Raw genomic sequence first — 16,158 nt, 5'->3', positions numbered from 1 at the left:
CGTTTTTAGTGTTTGCGCCCTCTCCCCGTGGGAGAGGGATGGGGTGAGGCCACCAGACCGCACTCAGTCATCTCTGCTCATCCAGCTGCAGCGCCACATACAGCAGCAGCCTGTCGTCGAAATTCCCCAGGTCCAGCCCCGTCAGCTCCGAAATCCGGTTTAACCGATACTCCAGGGTATTGCGGTGAATAAACAGCGCCTTCGAGGTCGCCAGCGGCTGCACGTTATGGCGGAACCACGCCTGCAGCGTCCGGCGCAGCAGGCCATTGTTGTCCATGGCTTTCAGACGCGCTAATGGCCGCGCCAGCTCATTGGCCTGCCAGCCCCCGCGCAGGCTGTCGAGCAGCACCGGCAGCATCAGATCCTGATAGAAATAACTGCGGCTTTCCGGCATCCGCTGCTTGCCCACCATCATGGTGGTTCGCGCGGTACGCCAGGAGCGGGCAATACTGCCCGGCCCGGTAAAGTAGTTGCCCAGCGCAACGCGAAAACGCAGCTGACCATTCTCCTTCATACGGGAGATCAGCAGCTCCACGCGACGACGATGATCGTCCGCATCCCAGCGGCCAAACGCATTGAGCGCCGGTTTGAGCACCACCATTTCCGTCAGAGAAACGATCGCCACCAGGTTATCGCGTTCCGGCGTTGCCAGCGCATTTTGCAGCTGCTGCAGCTCGGCCATCGCGCTGTCCACGCCAAGCTGGCCGCTATCGACCTCAATGACCGCCACCACGCGCGGCTGGTTCAGATCGATCCCCAGACGCTGGGCCCATTCACTCAGTGCAGGCGTATGCTCTTCCGCCTGAATAAGGTTCATCACCAGCTCTTCGCGCAGGCGGCTGTCCTGAGCGAGCAGGTGCATCAGGCGCGACTGCTCGAGCATCATCTCCGCCGTCATGCAGACCAGCTCACCGTATTTTCGCAGCGACTCGGGCTCGCCGGTGAGGCCGATGACCCCCACAATCTCACCTTCAAGGCGCAGCGGTAAATTGATGCCCTGACGAACGCCGTGCAGGTGTTTCGCTACCGCGTCGTCGATATCCACGACCCGCCCCTGGGAAAGCACCAGCAGCGCACCTTCGTGCAATTCCCCAATACGCTCGCGATCGCCGCTGCCGATAATGCGCCCGCGAGCATCCATCACGTTGATATTGGTATCGATGATGCGCATGGTGCGCGCCACGATATCCTGCGCCATTTTGGTATCAAGATGCCAGCCAGCCATAGAACCCTCCCGTGAGCAGAGCTCAAGCATAGGGAAGTTCAGCGACGGCTGCATTGTGCGAATGCACAAAGAGAGAGGGAGAAGTATGGAGTTGTGGTTACAGTCACAGAAACGAGAAAGCCCCTGCGAACAGGGGCTTCAGAGGATTACTGCATCAGCAGATAAAGAGAGGTATCGCCACGCTGGATATTCAGCGCCAGCACGGAAGGCTTGCTGTCGAGAATTTTGCGCAGTTCAGCGATGTTTTTAACCGGCTGCTGGTTAGCGCCCATGATCACATCGCCTTTTTTCAGGCCGATACGGGCTGCCGGTGAATTCGCTTTCACGTTATTCACCACCACGCCTTTGTCTGCGCCTTTATTGCTCATCTCGGCACCTTCAATCCCGCTGAAGATGGTGCTGGAATCCACCTGATTCTGGCTGCTCTGCTGCAGCTCCAGGCTCACGTTAACCGGCTTACCGTCGCGCAGCAGGCCGAGGGTGATTTTACTGCCAACCGGCATGGAGCCCACTTCGGCACGCAGGGCGGCAAAGCTGCTGATCGGCTTACCGTTCAGGGAGGTGATCACATCCCCCGCTTTAATGCCCGCTTTCGCCGCAGAGGAATTCGGCATCACCTGGCTGACGAATGCCCCGCGCTGGGCGTCAACTTTCATCGCCTTCGCCAGCTCGGAGTTCAGCTCAGTCCCGAGGATACCCAGCTCACCGCGTTTCACCTGGCCATACTGCACCATCTGCGCGGTCAGGTTTTTCACCATGTTACTTGGGATAGCAAAGCCGATCCCGATGTTGCCGCCGTCCGGTGCCAGGATCGCGGTGTTGATACCGATCAGCTCACCGTTCAGGTTCACCAGCGCACCGCCGGAGTTACCGCGGTTGATCGCTGCATCCGTCTGGATGAAGTTTTCGTAGTTTTCCGCGTTAAGGCCGCTACGGCCCAGTGCAGAGACGATACCGGATGTCACGGTTTCACCCAGACCAAACGGGTTACCGATCGCCACGGTGTAGTCACCCACGCGCAGCGCGTCGGAGTCGGCAATTTTAATCGCCGTCAGGTTTTTCGGATCCTGGATCTGGATCAGCGCGATGTCGGAGCGCGGGTCTTTACCCACCACTTTGGCGTCGAACTTGCGGCCATCGCTCAGCTGAACCTTAATGCTGTTAGCGTTATCGACAACGTGGTTGTTGGTAACGACGTAGCCTTTCGCCGCATCAATAATTACCCCCGAGCCAAGCGCCATGAACTTCTGCTGCTGGCCGCCGCCCTGGCTGTCATCCCCGGCACCTCCGCCCTGACAGAATGGAGAGCTCTGGAATGGCGAACCGTCCTGGCAGAACGGCGAGTTGTCGCCGAAGAACTGCTGGAAGTTACGCGGCATACGCGGCGTATTGACGGTCGTACTGCCCTCAACGTTAATACTCACCACCGATGGCATCACTTTTTCGAGCATCGGTGCCAGGCTTGGCATCTGCTGCGCGGTTGCTGCCGACGACGCGGTCTCGGCTGCAGTAGCAGTCAGAGGAGACAGCGCTAAACCTAAACTCAGAGCCAGTGCACTCATTGCTAATGTGGTTTTTTTCATGTTTCTCAATCTCGATTTACAGGTAACGCAAAATTGCTGTGTAACTCAGATTCGTTTTATACCGCTTAGTTCCGGCGATAAGTTTATGGAAAAGGTAAAAATTTATTGGCCGTCTTTACAAAACTCCGGGATTATTCCACCGCCATCAGCTTGCGGTATTCATCCCAGGCATACAAATCCGTCATGCCGCTGATATAGTCCTGGATAAGACGGCAGCGATAATAATATTCCATCACTGGCCATTCGGGAGAGTTGCGTTCCACCTTGCCAATCGCTTCGACATACGCCAGACGATGCCGGGTAGAGAGTTTTTGATAAAGCCGCGATTCGATGGGTATTCTGCGCACGCGCTCGTGTTCCACCAGCTCGCTGAATTCGTCGACAGAAAGCTGGAGCAATGGGGAATAAATTTCCAGTAACCCACTGATTACCCGATAGCCCTGCAGCTCTAGCTGCTCGACATCCGGATGGCTGAATACATGCCGCATCGCAACATGTTTATAAAGCTCAAGGAGCTGGCTGAAACTGCTGTCATCTTCCAGCAGCGCGTGGTTGAATTCCCCGCTGAAAATGAGCGGCAAATTATCAATAAAGCGCGACGCCGCGTATGGCACCAGTTTATTTAATGTATTGACCCGCAAATACATAAAGAACTGGTCTTCCGTACTGCGGCTTAATGTATTTGACCGCGATTTTTCCCAGGCATTTTCTACAACCTGCGCAAACAGCGAGCCTTTTTCGTGAGTACCCCAGGCCGCATAAAGATGCTGATAAAGCTCCTCGACGCTGAAAATTCTTTTCTCAACGGCATCTTCCAGATCGGCCACGCAATAGGAGATATCATCGGCGGCTTCCATAATCCAGGTCAATGGAAAACGACCGTTTGGCGTCAATGAAAGTTCTTTACGCAGCCGCTCAATATAGGCCTCTTCGGAAAGGTAATAGCCCGGTTTTTTCATTAGATAACTGTGGGACGCGGGAGGATCCCCCATCCACCACGCGGGGCGCGTATATTTTAGAATGCAGCCGACCTGTGCCCAGGTCAGGTTCATGCGCATCAGGGAGTGGACCAGACGGATCCCCTGCGCGTTGCCTTCAAAATGACAGAGATCCTGACGTACCTTGCGGCGCAGATCGTTCAGTCCCTCTTCGCCTTCACGCAGGCGTAAATCGCGTACGATGCAGCGATCGTCGCTCAGCGGCTGGCTCACCGCATCCGAAGGGTAAAGCCGTTGTTTAAACCAGTCATTGATTGCCGCCTCACCAAAGTGACCGAAAGGCGGGTTGCCGATGTCATGCATCAGGCAGGCCATCTCAACGATGCTCTCAAAAGGCCCCGTCAGCTCGTCCAGACCATAGGTTTCTAGTAAACGCTGCTCTTTAAGACGGCTCAAAACCTCCTTCGCAATGTAGCGCCCGACCTGCTGCACCTCCATGGAGTGGGTTAAACGCGTGCGCACCGCGGCGTTACGTTCCAGCGGAAAGACCTGGGTCTTTTGCTGCAGACGGCGGATGGCGGGCGAGTTAACGATCCGCCCGCGATCGCTTTCAAAGATACGCAGGATCTCATGTTCGCTCTTGTCGCCCTGCGGCGAACGGAAACGTCGGTGCCAGTTAATTTTGGTGCGAAAATCGATTGGTGACATGTGCTCCCCCGCATGAGAATGCGTTTCCCCTTAACCGCATGATAGACTATGCATCTTAACAAGGCACATCGCGAGTAAATCTATGAAAATCGGCATTATTGGTGCAATGGAAGAAGAAGTTACGCTCCTGCGTGACAAAATTGAGAACCGTCAGACCCTCTCTCTGGGTGGTTGTGAGATCTATACCGGTCAGCTAAACGGTGTTGACGTGGCTCTGCTGAAATCAGGCATCGGTAAAGTCGCTGCGGCGCTGGGTGCCACCCTGCTGCTTGAGCGCTGCAAGCCGGACGTAATCATTAATACCGGCTCTGCGGGCGGCCTGGCGCCGACGCTGAAGGTGGGTGATATCGTTGTTTCCGACGAAGCGCGCTATCACGATGCGGACGTCACCGCGTTCGGTTACGAGTACGGCCAGCTTCCTGGCTGCCCGGCAGGATTTAAGGCTGACGACAAACTGATTGCGGCGGCAGAGACCTGCATTACAGAGCTCAACCTCAACGCGGTACGCGGTCTGATTGTCAGCGGTGATGCGTTCATCAATGGTTCCGTGGGTCTGGCGAAAATCCGTCATAACTTCCCTCAGGCGGTAGCCGTTGAGATGGAAGCGACCGCGATTGCTCACGTTTGCCATAACTTCAGCGTACCGTTTGTGGTGGTTCGCGCCATCTCTGACGTGGCAGACCAGCAGTCCCACATCAGCTTCGACGAGTTCCTGACCGTTGCGGCAAAACAGTCCACCGTGATGGTGGAACGCCTGGTGCAGAATCTGGCACGTGGCTAAACATACCCTCAGGGCGCTTGCCGCCCTGCTTCTTTTCGCACCGCTGTGGCTCTATGCGCTACCGCGCGTAATTACCCTCTCTCCCGCGAATACGGAACTGGCATTTGCCGCCGGGATCACCCCCGTTGGCGTGAGCAGCTTTTCGGATTACCCACCGCAGGCCGCGGGTATTGAACAAGTAGCAACCTGGCAGGGGATGAACCTTGAGCGCATCGTGGCGCTTAAACCGGATCTCGTGCTGGCCTGGCGTGGCGGCAACGCCGAGCGGCAGGTCAACCAGCTCACTTCCCTCGGCATAAAAGTGATGTGGATAGATGCCGTCAGCATTGAGCAGGTCGCTCAGGCGCTCCGCGCCCTGGCACCCTATAGCCCTACGCCCAAAAAAGCAGAGGCCGCGGCAAAACAGATGCTGAGCGACTATGCGGCGCTGAAATCCCGATACGATACCCCTGTTAAAAAGCGCATCTTCCTTCAGTTTGGCAGCCAGCCGCTGTTTACCACCGGGAAAGGGTCGATTCAGAACCAGGTGCTGGAAGTCTGTGGCGGTGAAAACATCTTTGCAGCCAGCCGGGTGCCGTGGCCTCAGGTAAGCCGTGAGCAGGTTCTGGCGCGCCAGCCACAGGCCATCGTCGTGGTCGGAAATGCGAGCGAAATTCCCAAAATTGAGCAATTCTGGCAAAGACAGCTAAAAATACCGGTGATCCCCCTCAACAGCGACTGGTTTGAACGCGCCAGCCCGCGTATTATCCTCGCCGCAAAACAGCTCTGTGCCGCGCTGGCAGAGAGCCACTAACATAAGACCCTTTTCGAGGATTTAACGATGCTCGTTTATTGGCTGGATATTCTTGGCACAGCCGTTTTTGCTATCTCCGGCGTCCTGCTCGCCGGAAAACTACGCATGGATCCGTTTGGCGTGCTGGTGCTGGGCGTCGTGACCGCCGTCGGCGGCGGGACTATCCGCGATATGGCGCTGGCGAATGGGCCGGTGTTCTGGGTGAAAGATCCGACCGATCTGGTGGTCGCAATGGTCACCTGCCTGTTCACCATTGTGCTGGTTCGCCAGCCCCGCCGATTACCAAAATGGATATTGCCGGTACTGGATGCCGTCGGTCTGGCCGTGTTTGTCGGTATTGGCGTCAATAAGGCGTTTAATGCGGGCACCGGTCCGATGGTGGCAATCTGCATGGGCGTATTAACCGGCGTGGGCGGCGGCATCATTCGCGACATTCTGGCGCGTGAAGTGCCGATGATCCTGCGTACTGAAATTTACGCGACGGCCTGTATTGCGGGCGGCATTGTCCACGCGACCGCGTACTACACCTTTGCAATTCCGCTGGAAAACGCCGCAATGCTGGGGATGGTCGTGACGCTGGTGATACGTTTAGCGGCGATACGCTGGCACCTGAAGCTGCCGACGTTTGCGCTGGATGATAATGCAAGATAAAAGCAAAACGGTAACCGTCAGGTTACCGTTTTTAGTATTTATCCCCCTTCCTGTGAGAGAGGGCCGGAGTGAGGGCATCAGCCCGCACTCTCTTAGATGCTGAACGAAGACCCACACCCGCAGGTGCTTGTCGCGTTCGGGTTGGTCACCACAAAGCGCGAACCTTCCAGACCCTCGGTGTAATCCACCGAACCGCCCACCAGATATTGCAGGCTCATCGGGTCAACCACCAGCGCGACGCCCTGTTTCTCGATAGTCATATCGCCATCGTTAACCTGGTCGTCAAAGGTAAAACCATACTGGAAGCCGCTGCAGCCACCACCGGTAATATAAACACGCAGTTTCAGATCCGGATTGTCTTCGTCGGCAATCAGGGTTTTCACTTTGTTGGCTGCTGCTTCGGTAAATTCCAGCGGCACAGCTACGTCATCACTCATCTTATGCTCCCATGAATACTGCTATTGGGTAAAATTCACCCAATTCTTTTCGTCATTATCTAATACCCTGGTAATTCATTCAAGTATTCTGCGTGGCGGCCCGCTCCGCCTCTTGTTTCGCCAGGGTACGCGCAAGGATGGTGGAGTATAACGGTTTTCCACCCAGGAACTGGGCTAATAGTGTCGCGCCGAGACAGGTAATGATCATTGGCAAAATGAGCTGGTAATTGTCCGTCATCTCCAGTACCAGCACGATCCCGGTCAACGGCGCACGAAGGGACGCGGCCAGCAGCGCCCCCATTCCGGCGATGGCAAACGTCCCGGCGTCAAGATGATAGGCGGGAAACCCCGCTTCAGCCGCCATACCAAACGCGGTCCCGAGCAGCGTACCCAGCGCCAGCATCGGGGCGAAAATCCCGCCGGGCGCGCCGGAGGAGAAGCACAGCACCGTCGTGATGACTCTTGAAATAAACATAAACAGCAGCAGGCCCACGCTGAAATTCCCCGCCGCCGCAATTGGAATCAGCCCGAACCCGCCGCCTGCGGCATTCGGCTCAATAAACCCGAGTACGCCACACATTCCCCCCAGCAGGCCGCCCATCAGCACCCATCTGGTGGTGTTCCCGCCGTGAATGCGCTGGAACATATCCTGAGCGCACAGAATAAAGGTGTTAAACAGCGGTCCCACCACGCCAAAAATCATGCCGAGGATCAGATAAAGCCACAGGGTGTTGACCGGCGCGTTGGTGAGTTTACCCACCTCAATAACCGCCCCTTCGCCATTAAAGATGCGAAACACGATGCTCGACATAATGACGCCGGTAAACACCGATTTAATGGAGATCAGGTTGTAGCGAAACTGCGCGCGCATCTCTTCGATGATGAACAAAATGCCCGCCAGCGGCGCGTTAAACGCGGCTGAAAGCCCCGCCGCCGCGCCGGTTGCCAGCAGCGTATGGCGCGCTTCGGCGCTTCGCATCCGAAACAGATCGCCCACCATGCGGCCGAGGTTCCCGCCCAGCTGTACCGTGGGTCCTTCCCGGCCAAGCACCATGCCCGCGCCCAGAGTTCCCATGCCGCCGATGAATTTAACCGGAATCACACGCCACCAGCGCACCGGACGCAGCTCCTCCAGCGCACCTTCAATTTCCGGGATGCCCGATCCCCCGGCTTCCGGTGCGAATTTACGCACCAGAAAATACCCCACCATGGCAAACAGCGCAGACAGTCCGAATGCCCACACCCAGACCAGCCATTCGCTATTGGCGAAACCGGCCACGGTGCCCACTCGCCAGTTGAGCACGGCATTAACCGCTTTTTCAAACGCCACGCCCACCAGCCCGGCGAGTGTTCCCACCACGGCAGCAGCCAGAAGGATCGCCAGCGGCGTTTTATCGCGGTTAAGCAGCCGCCGAATGCTGATTCGGTGCTGGGCGCGCGTAAACTGTTGTTCTTCAAAAGACGGAGAATCTGATTTCATGTCCTGCACTTATTCGTCATACAAAAGCCGCGTGGATTTTACCAGAGACTGCCCTACCGTCTCCTGAAAATTACTTAACAAATCTTAAAGCATTACCCGGCTAAAAATTTCATAACCATCCCCGAATCACTTAGAATAGTGGGCTTAACCATTTTATACGAACCAGGAACGACGCCATGAGCAAGTCTGAAAACCTCTACAGTGCAGCCCGCGAGCTTATTCCGGGTGGCGTGAACTCACCTGTGCGCGCCTTCACCGGCGTGGGCGGTACGCCGCTGTTTATCGAACGTGCTGACGGCGCGTATCTGTATGATGTCGATGGCAAAGTCTATATCGATTACGTCGGCTCCTGGGGCCCGATGGTGCTGGGTCACAACCACCCGGCTATTCGTAACGCGGTAATTGAAGCCGCCCAGCGCGGCCTGAGCTTCGGTGCGCCAACCGAAATGGAAGTGAAAATGGCGGAGCTGGTGACTGAACTGGTGCCTACCATGGACATGGTGCGTATGGTGAACTCCGGTACCGAAGCCACCATGAGCGCCATCCGCCTGGCGCGCGGTTTTACCGGCCGCGATAAAATCATCAAGTTTGAAGGCTGTTACCACGGTCATGCGGACTGCCTGCTGGTGAAAGCGGGTTCCGGCGCGCTGACGCTCGGCCAGCCGAACTCCCCGGGCGTACCGGCAGATTTCGCGAAGCACACCCTGACCTGCACCTACAACGATCTTGCTACCGTTCGCGCGGCGTTCGAGCAGTATCCGCAGGAGATCGCCTGCATCATCGTTGAGCCGGTTGCCGGCAACATGAACTGTATCCCACCGCAGCCTGACTTCCTGCCGGGCCTGCGTGCCCTGTGCGACGAGTTCGGCGCGCTGCTGATCATCGATGAAGTCATGACCGGCTTCCGCGTGGCGCTGGCGGGTGCCCAGTCTTACTACGACGTCGAGCCGGACCTGACCTGCCTCGGCAAAATCATCGGCGGCGGCATGCCGGTCGGCGCATTCGGTGGGCGTAAGGACGTGATGGAAGCTCTGGCGCCAACCGGCCCGGTTTACCAGGCGGGCACGCTCTCCGGTAACCCAATCGCCATGGCGGCGGGCTTTGCCTGCCTGACCGAAGTGGCTCAGCCAGGCATTCACGAAACCCTGACCGACCGTACCACGCAGCTGGCAAACGGCCTGCTGGAAGCGGCAGAAGAGGCCGGTATCCCTCTGGTGGTCAACCACGTGGGCGGGATGTTCGGGATTTTCTTCACCGACGCGAAAACCGTGACCTGCTATCAGGACGTGGTGAAGTGCGACGTTGAGCGCTTCAAGCGCTTCTTCCACCTGATGCTGGAAGAAGGCGTGTATCTGGCACCGTCAGCGTTCGAAGCGGGCTTTATGTCCGTGGCGCACAGCGAAGATGATATCAACAACACCATCGACGCCGCGCGTAAGGTGTTTGCGAAGCTGTAAGATGTGCGGCTTGATGCCCACACCCCACCCCTATCCCACGGGGAGAGGGAGCAAACACTAAAACGGCAATCTAAGGATTGCCGTTTGCTTTTATTACCGACTCTGCTTTCTCAACAGATAAATAAAGTACGGCGCACCGATAAAGGTCGACAGCAGTCCCGCCGGGATCTGATACGGGAACAGCACCATTCTTCCGCACCAGTCCGCAAACACCAGCATCACCCCGCCCGTCAGGGCCGACATAACAATATGCGGCATCGTCCGGCGAAATCCCATCATTCTGGCAATGTGCGGCGCCATTAACCCGACAAAGCTCAGCGGTCCAATCGTCAGGGTTGCCGTCGCCGTCAGGCACGCCGCCAGCAGCAGCAAGGCCACACGCGCTGGCGTCAGCGCCATTCCCACCGCACGCGCGCTTTCGCCGCCGAGCGGCAGAATAGTCAGCCAGCGTCGGCACAGCGGCACCATCGCCAGCAGCACGACCATCACCATCCCGGACCAGATCACCTGGCTGCCGGTGGCGCCATACGTTGAGCCGGAAATCCAGGTCAGAATCTTCGCCATACGCGGATCGCCGCTCGCCTGCAGCATCATCAGCAGCATCGTGAACGCGGTGCTGAGCGCCATTCCCGCCAGCAGCATGCGGTGCGGTGAAAACCCGCCGCGACCGGCGGCAATCAGGATAATCAGCAGCGTAACTGCCGCACCGAGACTGCCGGCAGGCATCAGCCAGCCAAACGCATTGCCCGGCACAAAGAACAGCATCAGCACCACGCCAAAGGCGGCGCCAGAGCTGATCCCAAGCACTTCCGGACTCGCCATCGGGTTGCCGGTAAGACGCTGAATAATGCACCCCGCTACCGCCAGCATTACCCCTGCGATCAGCGCAGCAAAGATACGCGGCCAGCGCCACTGCAGCAGGTCGTTGAGTAAATCGCCCGTTGCCCAGTGCCAGCCCGAGGCATCGCGGCCGAATGATAGCGCCGCGAACGAGGCGATAATCAGCACCGCCAGACCGGCAAGGCTAAACCACAGCACCGACTGACGTTCAGCGTAGACTTTATCGCCCGCGTCCATCGCCGGTGCGCTCATGCTGCGCAGGCGCGGGAGCAGCCACAGCAGCAGCGGCGCCCCGATAAGCGCGGTCACAGAGCCAGTAGACACTTCCCTCCATACCTGCGCCAGCCAGAGAATGAGCTGATCGGAAAGCCAAAGGATCAGCGCCCCAATCAGCGGCGCCAGCATCAGACGCGCCAGCAGGCGACGCGCGCCGAGCATTTTCGCCAGCAGCGGCGCAAACAGGCCGATAAACCCGATAATGCCGACCGCGTTCACCAGCAGGGCGCTCAATACGATCGCCAGCGTCAGCGCCGCCAGACGAGCCAGCGACAGGGCCAGACCGAGATTGCGCGCCACGCCATCGTCCAGCCCCATGAGCGTCAGAGGGCGCAGGAGCAGCAGCGTCAGCACGACACCGCCAGCCAGCTGCGGCCAGAGGTGCTCTACAACGCTCCAGTCGGTCTGGGTGAGCGTGCCGGTACTCCACAGGAACATGCTTTGCAGCCGATCGTGATGGAACAACACCAGCAGCTGGTTAATCGCCCCGCAGTACAGGCTCACCACCAGCCCGGCCAGGATAAGCGTCACGGGAGAAAGGCGTTTGCCCCAGGCCACGCCAAAGACCAGCGCGCCCACCACGCACGCACCCGCGAGTGCCGCAAACTGCGAGGTTAACGCTCCCGGCAGCGTCCACAGGGTGGTGATGGTGATCCCAAGCTGTGCGCCGGTCGCAACGCCGAGCGTGGTTGGCTCTGCCAGCGGGTTACGTAAAACCTGCTGGAACAGCACGCCCACCAGCCCTAAACCGGCACCGACTAACAGGGAGATTGCCAGACGCGGCAGCAGGCTGTAGTGGAACAGCATCTGCTGAATATTGTCGATATCCGGCGATGCCAGAGCGGCCCCCCACTGCGCGCGTGGTAACGCTGTAGAGAGGTTGAACCCGGTTAATACCAGCGCAACCAGAAAAAGCAGGGATAACAGCAGCGCCGGGAAGCGGGCGATACGCGTACTCATGCTTTACCTCCCAGCGCGTTATCCAGCACGCGGGCAAAATGCATGGCCGACAGCGTCGCGCCGTAGAACCAGACCGCCGGAGCGCGCTGGAAGCGCTTCTCGCGCACAAACGGCATCGCCTGCCAGAGCGGAGTCGCCATCAGGGTTTGCATGTCGCGTTCGTTGCCGTGGTCGAAACACAGCACGTCCACGTCGCGAAACGCCGCCAGACGGTCGATACCCACGGCGGTACTGCCCCAGAACGTCATCTCCCCTTCCCAGGCATTACGAATGCCGAAGCTGTCCAGCACCTCCTGGAACAGACAGTTTTTACCGAAGACCAGCATATGGCGGGCATCCAGCAGCGTCACCATCAGCAGCGGACGATCGCCCCGGTGAGCAAAGCGCGGCTTCAGGGAGTCGATCAGGGCATCAAATTCGTCGAGGTGTTTTTTGGCCTCCGCCTCGCGGTTGAGGAAATGCGCCATCTCGTTAATCGAATTTTTCGCTACGGCCAGCGGTTTTTTACCGTCGCTGAAAGCGAATCCGCGCCCGGGCGCAATGCGCGCCATGACCTCCTCTGAGGGACCGTAGCCCGCAGACCAGAACAGGAACGAGGGTTTCATCTGGGTGAGCAGTTCGAGATTTGGCTCAGTTCGCAGGCCGACGTCGATCACCGAGTCCGGCAGCTTCGGCTCGTTCACCCAGAGGTTATAGTTGGGAATGTCCGCGACGCCGTAGGGCGTGACGCCGAGCGCCATCATCAGTTCGACCGGCAGCCACTCCAAGGCCACAATACGGTGCGGATCGACGGCGGCGGCACGCGCCGTATTCATTTTTAACAGCAGCGGCGAGAGCGCCATCGCCGTCAGCAGGCGACGGCGGCTAATGCGTGTGTTATTCAGCATCAGTAGACAAAGCTCACCGGTGCAGCCCCGGCCGGGTGAGGCAGAATACCCATAGGAATACCGTAAATATGTTCCAGCGTTTCGCTGTGCATCAGCTCTGCCGGTGTCCCCTGGGCAATCATCTCGCCCCCGCGCAGCGCGACGAGGTAGTCACAATAGCGCGCGGCCATGTTGATATCGTGCAGGACCGCAATGACCGTCAGGCCACGCTGCTGGCTCAGGCGATGCACCAGCGCCAGGACGTCGACCTGATGGGCGATATCCAGCGCGGAGGTTGGCTCATCCAACAGCAGGCAGCGGCTGTCCTGCGCCACCAGCATCGCAATCCACGCGCGCTGGCGTTCGCCGCCGGACAGGCTATCCACCAGACGGTGCGCCAGCGGTTTCAGCCCGACCAGCGCAATCGCCTCTTCCACTTTCTCTCTGTCAGCAACGCCAAAGCGCCCAAGCGCCCCGTGCCAGGGATAACGCCCAATTGCCACCAGCTCACGCACCGTCATCCCTTCCGCCTGCGGCAGCTGCTGCGGCAGATAGGCCACTTTGCGGGCAAACGCTTTGCTGCTCCAGCTTTCCAGCGGCTGGTCATCCAGCAGAATATCGCCTTCAGAAGGCGGCTGATGGCGCCCCAGCATCTTGAGCAGCGTAGATTTACCGGAACCGTTATGACCAATCAGGCCAGTGACTTTACCTGCGGGAAACGTCAAAGAGAGCGGATGCAGCAAGGTGCGCCCGGGTACGCGAAAGGAGAGATGGTTAAGCGTAAAGGTGGTGTCGGGTTGCGTTTGATTATCCTGCATATCAGCCAACTTAAATAAAAAGGGCACGGCGAACCGTGCCCGAAGAGAGATTAGAAGCGGAAGGTCGCGGTGGCAACAACCTGACGTTCAGCACCCCAGAAGCAGCCGTAAGTATTAAAGCAGCTGGCAACGTACTCACGATCGAACAGGTTGTTCACGTGTAGCGCGACGTTTGAGCCAGCCATGCCAACGCGTGCCAGATCGTATCTGACCAGCGCATCGACAACGGTGTAGCTGCCTACTTTGAAGGAGTTCGCCGGATCGCCATAGCTTGAACCCGTGTAACGCACGCCGGTACCCAGCGTCAGGCCAGACAGCGCACCGTCAAACAGCGTGTAATCACCCCACAGCGATGCCATGTGTTTTGGAACCTGAGCAGGCGTGTTGCCTTTATAAGTGGTGTCTGTGGTGTATTCGGCATCGGTATAGGTATAAGAACCTACCAGGTTAACGCTCGCAGACAGGGCCGCTTTCGCTTCCACCTCTACGCCACGCGCGCGGATTTCACCGCCCTGTACCGAGAAGAAGGAGCCCGCCGGGTCCGCCATCAGGTTGTTGGTTTTGGTCAACTGGTACAACGCACCGGTGACGACGATCGGACGATCGTTCGGCACGTATTTCACGCCCGCTTCGTACTGTTTGCCTTTAGACGGTGCAAAGACGTTGCCGTTCGCTCCGGTCTGAGAAGCCGGTTCAAACGACTCGCTATAGCTAAAGTACGGGGTTACACCGTTATCAAACAGGTAGTTAACGCCACCGCGCCAGGTGAACTGGGTATCATCACGTTTGGAGGTGGTGTTCGTCACGCGGTTGTAGGATTCCTGATCGGCCCAGTCATAACGACCGCCCAGGGTTACCAGGACTTTGTCCCACTCAATTTGATCCTGAGCGTAAACGCCGGTCTGTTTTTGCTTGTTCAACACCTGATAGGCACCTGACGGTCCAGGATGTGAACCGAAATCGAAATCGCTACGATCGAGGTTATAGATATCAGATGGCGCAACGGAACCGGCATAGCCGAACCACGAGTCGATGTCATTACGCATGCGCATGAAATCCACCCCAGTCAGCAGAGTATGATCGAGTGAACCTGTCGCGAACTTGCTCTGCAACTGCGTATCAACAGTGAAGTTTTCCAGCTTCTCATTATCGATCACATACTGGCGAGTCAGCGTATGACCCCACTGCGACTGAGGAACGCTCGCGCAAGGGCTGGATGCCGGATTACTCGAGTAGAGCGGATCGGAACACATGCCGTAGCCGTAGACGCTGTTTTGGGAAGTTTTATTCTGCGCATAGCGCAGGTTCTGACGCACGGTAAAAGTATCGTTGAACTCGTGGTCGAAGCTGTATCCCACCATTTTCTGGTTACGGGAATAGGTATTGTTCTTCGCGCCTTCGTTGAAGTTCGTCGGCAGACGATCGCCGTTCGGCAGCGGATCAACCGTTCCCTCTTTTGGCAGCCAGCCGTAGTAGCCCGTTTCAGGTTCGTTCTGGAAATAGGAGAGGAACGTGAAGGTGGTTTTATCATCCGGACGCCAGGAGAACGATGGCGCGATGGCGTAACGCTGCTCGCCCTTACCTTCCTGCTGGGAATTATTAGAACGCGCAACGCCCGTTAAACGGTAAGAGTAAACGCCGTCATCGTCGATTGCATCGCTAAAGTCGAACCCGGTCTGGAACAGGCTGTCCGTGCCGACTTTGAACTGGATCTCTTTCAGGGGCTCGGTTGTTGGGCGCTTACTGACCATGTTCAGCAACCCGCCAGGGCTGCTTTTACCGTACAGAACGGAAACCGGACCGCGCATGATCTCGGCGCGCTCCAGCATATAAGGATCAATCACCGCGTCGTTATAGAAGTTCCCCTGCATTTTCATGCCGTCGAGGTAGTTATTCTGCGTCTGACCATCGGCTGCGAAGCCGCGAATAATCAGATAGTCATAGGTGTTAGACGCACCGCGCGTGCCTACCGCAACGCCCGGCGTATAGCTCAGGGCTTCTTTCACCGAGCGCGGCTGATGCAGCGCCATCTCTTCGGCAGTGACGACAGAAATAGACTGCGGAACCTTTTGAATAGGGGTATCCGTTTTGGTTCCGGTCGCGGATTGCCTTGCGGCGATGGTAGCAGCAGGGCCCCAGGCACTTTCCTGTGCCGCAGGAGCTGCTGTTACCGTAATGGTTTCTTCTTTTTTCGGGGTTTCGGCAGCATGTGCATAAGTTGACATGCCGGCAACCGCTGTAGCGACGACGACCGCGAGTTTACGCAGCGACGTGTTCATTGGCTGAGCAGTATTGGAAAGCGCCATGTTGAATCTCTGATGTGAAAGTGAATGATAACGTAAACG

The 16,158-nt window shown here is 57.7% G+C and carries 13 protein-coding genes; 4 read left to right on the top strand and 9 right to left on the bottom strand.

Annotated elements, in window-relative coordinates:
• Nucleotides 1–67: 67 nt before the first annotated feature.
• From cdaR to dgt, 3 genes are all read right to left on the bottom strand, one after another.
• Complete coding sequence (cdaR, locus tag USH94_RS09940; RefSeq protein WP_045327810.1) at nt 68–1,225, bottom strand: DNA-binding transcriptional regulator CdaR; 1,158 nt, start codon at nt 1,223–1,225, stop codon at nt 68–70.
• A gap of 146 nt (nt 1,226–1,371) precedes the next feature.
• Nucleotides 1,372–2,808 carry a serine endoprotease DegP gene (gene degP / locus USH94_RS09935; RefSeq protein ID WP_111963996.1) on the bottom strand — a complete coding sequence of 479 codons (1,437 nt, stop codon included), beginning with the start codon at nt 2,806–2,808 and terminating at the stop codon, nt 1,372–1,374.
• 131 nt (nt 2,809–2,939) lie between these two features.
• Entirely contained in the window at nt 2,940–4,454 is a 1,515-nt protein-coding gene (gene dgt, locus USH94_RS09930) for a dGTPase (RefSeq protein WP_111963997.1), read from the bottom strand.
• An 82-nt stretch (nt 4,455–4,536) separates the two neighbouring features.
• Between dgt and mtnN the strand changes: the two genes are divergently transcribed.
• The 3 genes from mtnN to USH94_RS09915 are packed head-to-tail and all read left to right on the top strand — an operon-like array spanning nt 4,537 to nt 6,679.
• The gene (mtnN, locus tag USH94_RS09925) at nt 4,537–5,235 is read left to right on the top strand and encodes a 5'-methylthioadenosine/S-adenosylhomocysteine nucleosidase (RefSeq protein WP_111963998.1); all 699 of its coding nucleotides are present in this window, start codon (nt 4,537–4,539) and stop codon (nt 5,233–5,235) included.
• Entirely contained in the window at nt 5,228–6,028 is an 801-nt protein-coding gene (gene btuF, locus USH94_RS09920; protein ID WP_111963999.1) for a vitamin B12 ABC transporter substrate-binding protein BtuF, read from the top strand. The genes mtnN and btuF overlap by 8 nt, the downstream gene beginning before the upstream one ends.
• Nucleotides 6,029–6,055: 27 nt before the next feature.
• Nucleotides 6,056–6,679: a TRIC cation channel family protein gene (locus USH94_RS09915; RefSeq protein ID WP_111964000.1), complete on the top strand. Its 624-nt coding sequence runs from the start codon at nt 6,056–6,058 to the stop codon at nt 6,677–6,679.
• A gap of 92 nt (nt 6,680–6,771) precedes the next feature.
• Here USH94_RS09915 and erpA read toward each other — a convergent pair whose 3' ends face one another.
• Entirely contained in the window at nt 6,772–7,116 is a 345-nt protein-coding gene (gene erpA / locus USH94_RS09910) for an iron-sulfur cluster insertion protein ErpA (RefSeq protein ID WP_008501923.1), read from the bottom strand.
• A 79-nt stretch (nt 7,117–7,195) separates the two neighbouring features.
• Nucleotides 7,196–8,596 carry a H(+)/Cl(-) exchange transporter ClcA gene (gene clcA, locus USH94_RS09905; protein ID WP_111964001.1) on the bottom strand — a complete coding sequence of 467 codons (1,401 nt, stop codon included), beginning with the start codon at nt 8,594–8,596 and terminating at the stop codon, nt 7,196–7,198.
• A 176-nt stretch (nt 8,597–8,772) separates the two neighbouring features.
• Here clcA and hemL point away from each other — a divergent pair, with 176 nt between their 5' ends.
• Nucleotides 8,773–10,053: a glutamate-1-semialdehyde 2,1-aminomutase gene (gene hemL / locus USH94_RS09900; protein WP_111964002.1), complete on the top strand. Its 1,281-nt coding sequence runs from the start codon at nt 8,773–8,775 to the stop codon at nt 10,051–10,053.
• 93 nt (nt 10,054–10,146) lie between these two features.
• Here the strand turns inward: hemL and fhuB are convergent, their stop codons facing one another.
• From fhuB to fhuA, 4 genes are read right to left on the bottom strand one after another with little or no spacing between them, the layout of a single operon-like run.
• Entirely contained in the window at nt 10,147–12,129 is a 1,983-nt protein-coding gene (gene fhuB, locus USH94_RS09895; protein ID WP_111964003.1) for a Fe(3+)-hydroxamate ABC transporter permease FhuB, read from the bottom strand.
• Entirely contained in the window at nt 12,126–13,016 is an 891-nt protein-coding gene (gene fhuD, locus USH94_RS09890) for a Fe(3+)-hydroxamate ABC transporter substrate-binding protein FhuD (protein ID WP_111964004.1), read from the bottom strand. Before fhuD ends, fhuB begins: the two co-directional genes overlap by 4 nt.
• The gene (gene fhuC / locus USH94_RS09885) at nt 13,016–13,813 is read right to left on the bottom strand and encodes a Fe3+-hydroxamate ABC transporter ATP-binding protein FhuC (protein ID WP_111964005.1); all 798 of its coding nucleotides are present in this window, start codon (nt 13,811–13,813) and stop codon (nt 13,016–13,018) included. Before fhuC ends, fhuD begins: the two co-directional genes overlap by 1 nt.
• Nucleotides 13,814–13,863: 50 nt before the next feature.
• On the bottom strand, nt 13,864–16,119 hold the full coding sequence (fhuA, locus tag USH94_RS09880; RefSeq protein WP_111964006.1) for a ferrichrome porin FhuA: 2,256 nt from the start codon (nt 16,117–16,119) through the stop codon (nt 13,864–13,866).
• Nucleotides 16,120–16,158 lie beyond the last annotated feature (39 nt).

This window comes from Enterobacter sp. 148H3, from assembly GCF_034107425.1.
Taxonomy (GTDB): domain Bacteria; phylum Pseudomonadota; class Gammaproteobacteria; order Enterobacterales; family Enterobacteriaceae; genus Enterobacter; species Enterobacter vonholyi.
The sequence above is the reverse complement of the archived record's forward strand: the minus strand, read 5'-3'. Positions and strand labels throughout refer to the sequence as shown.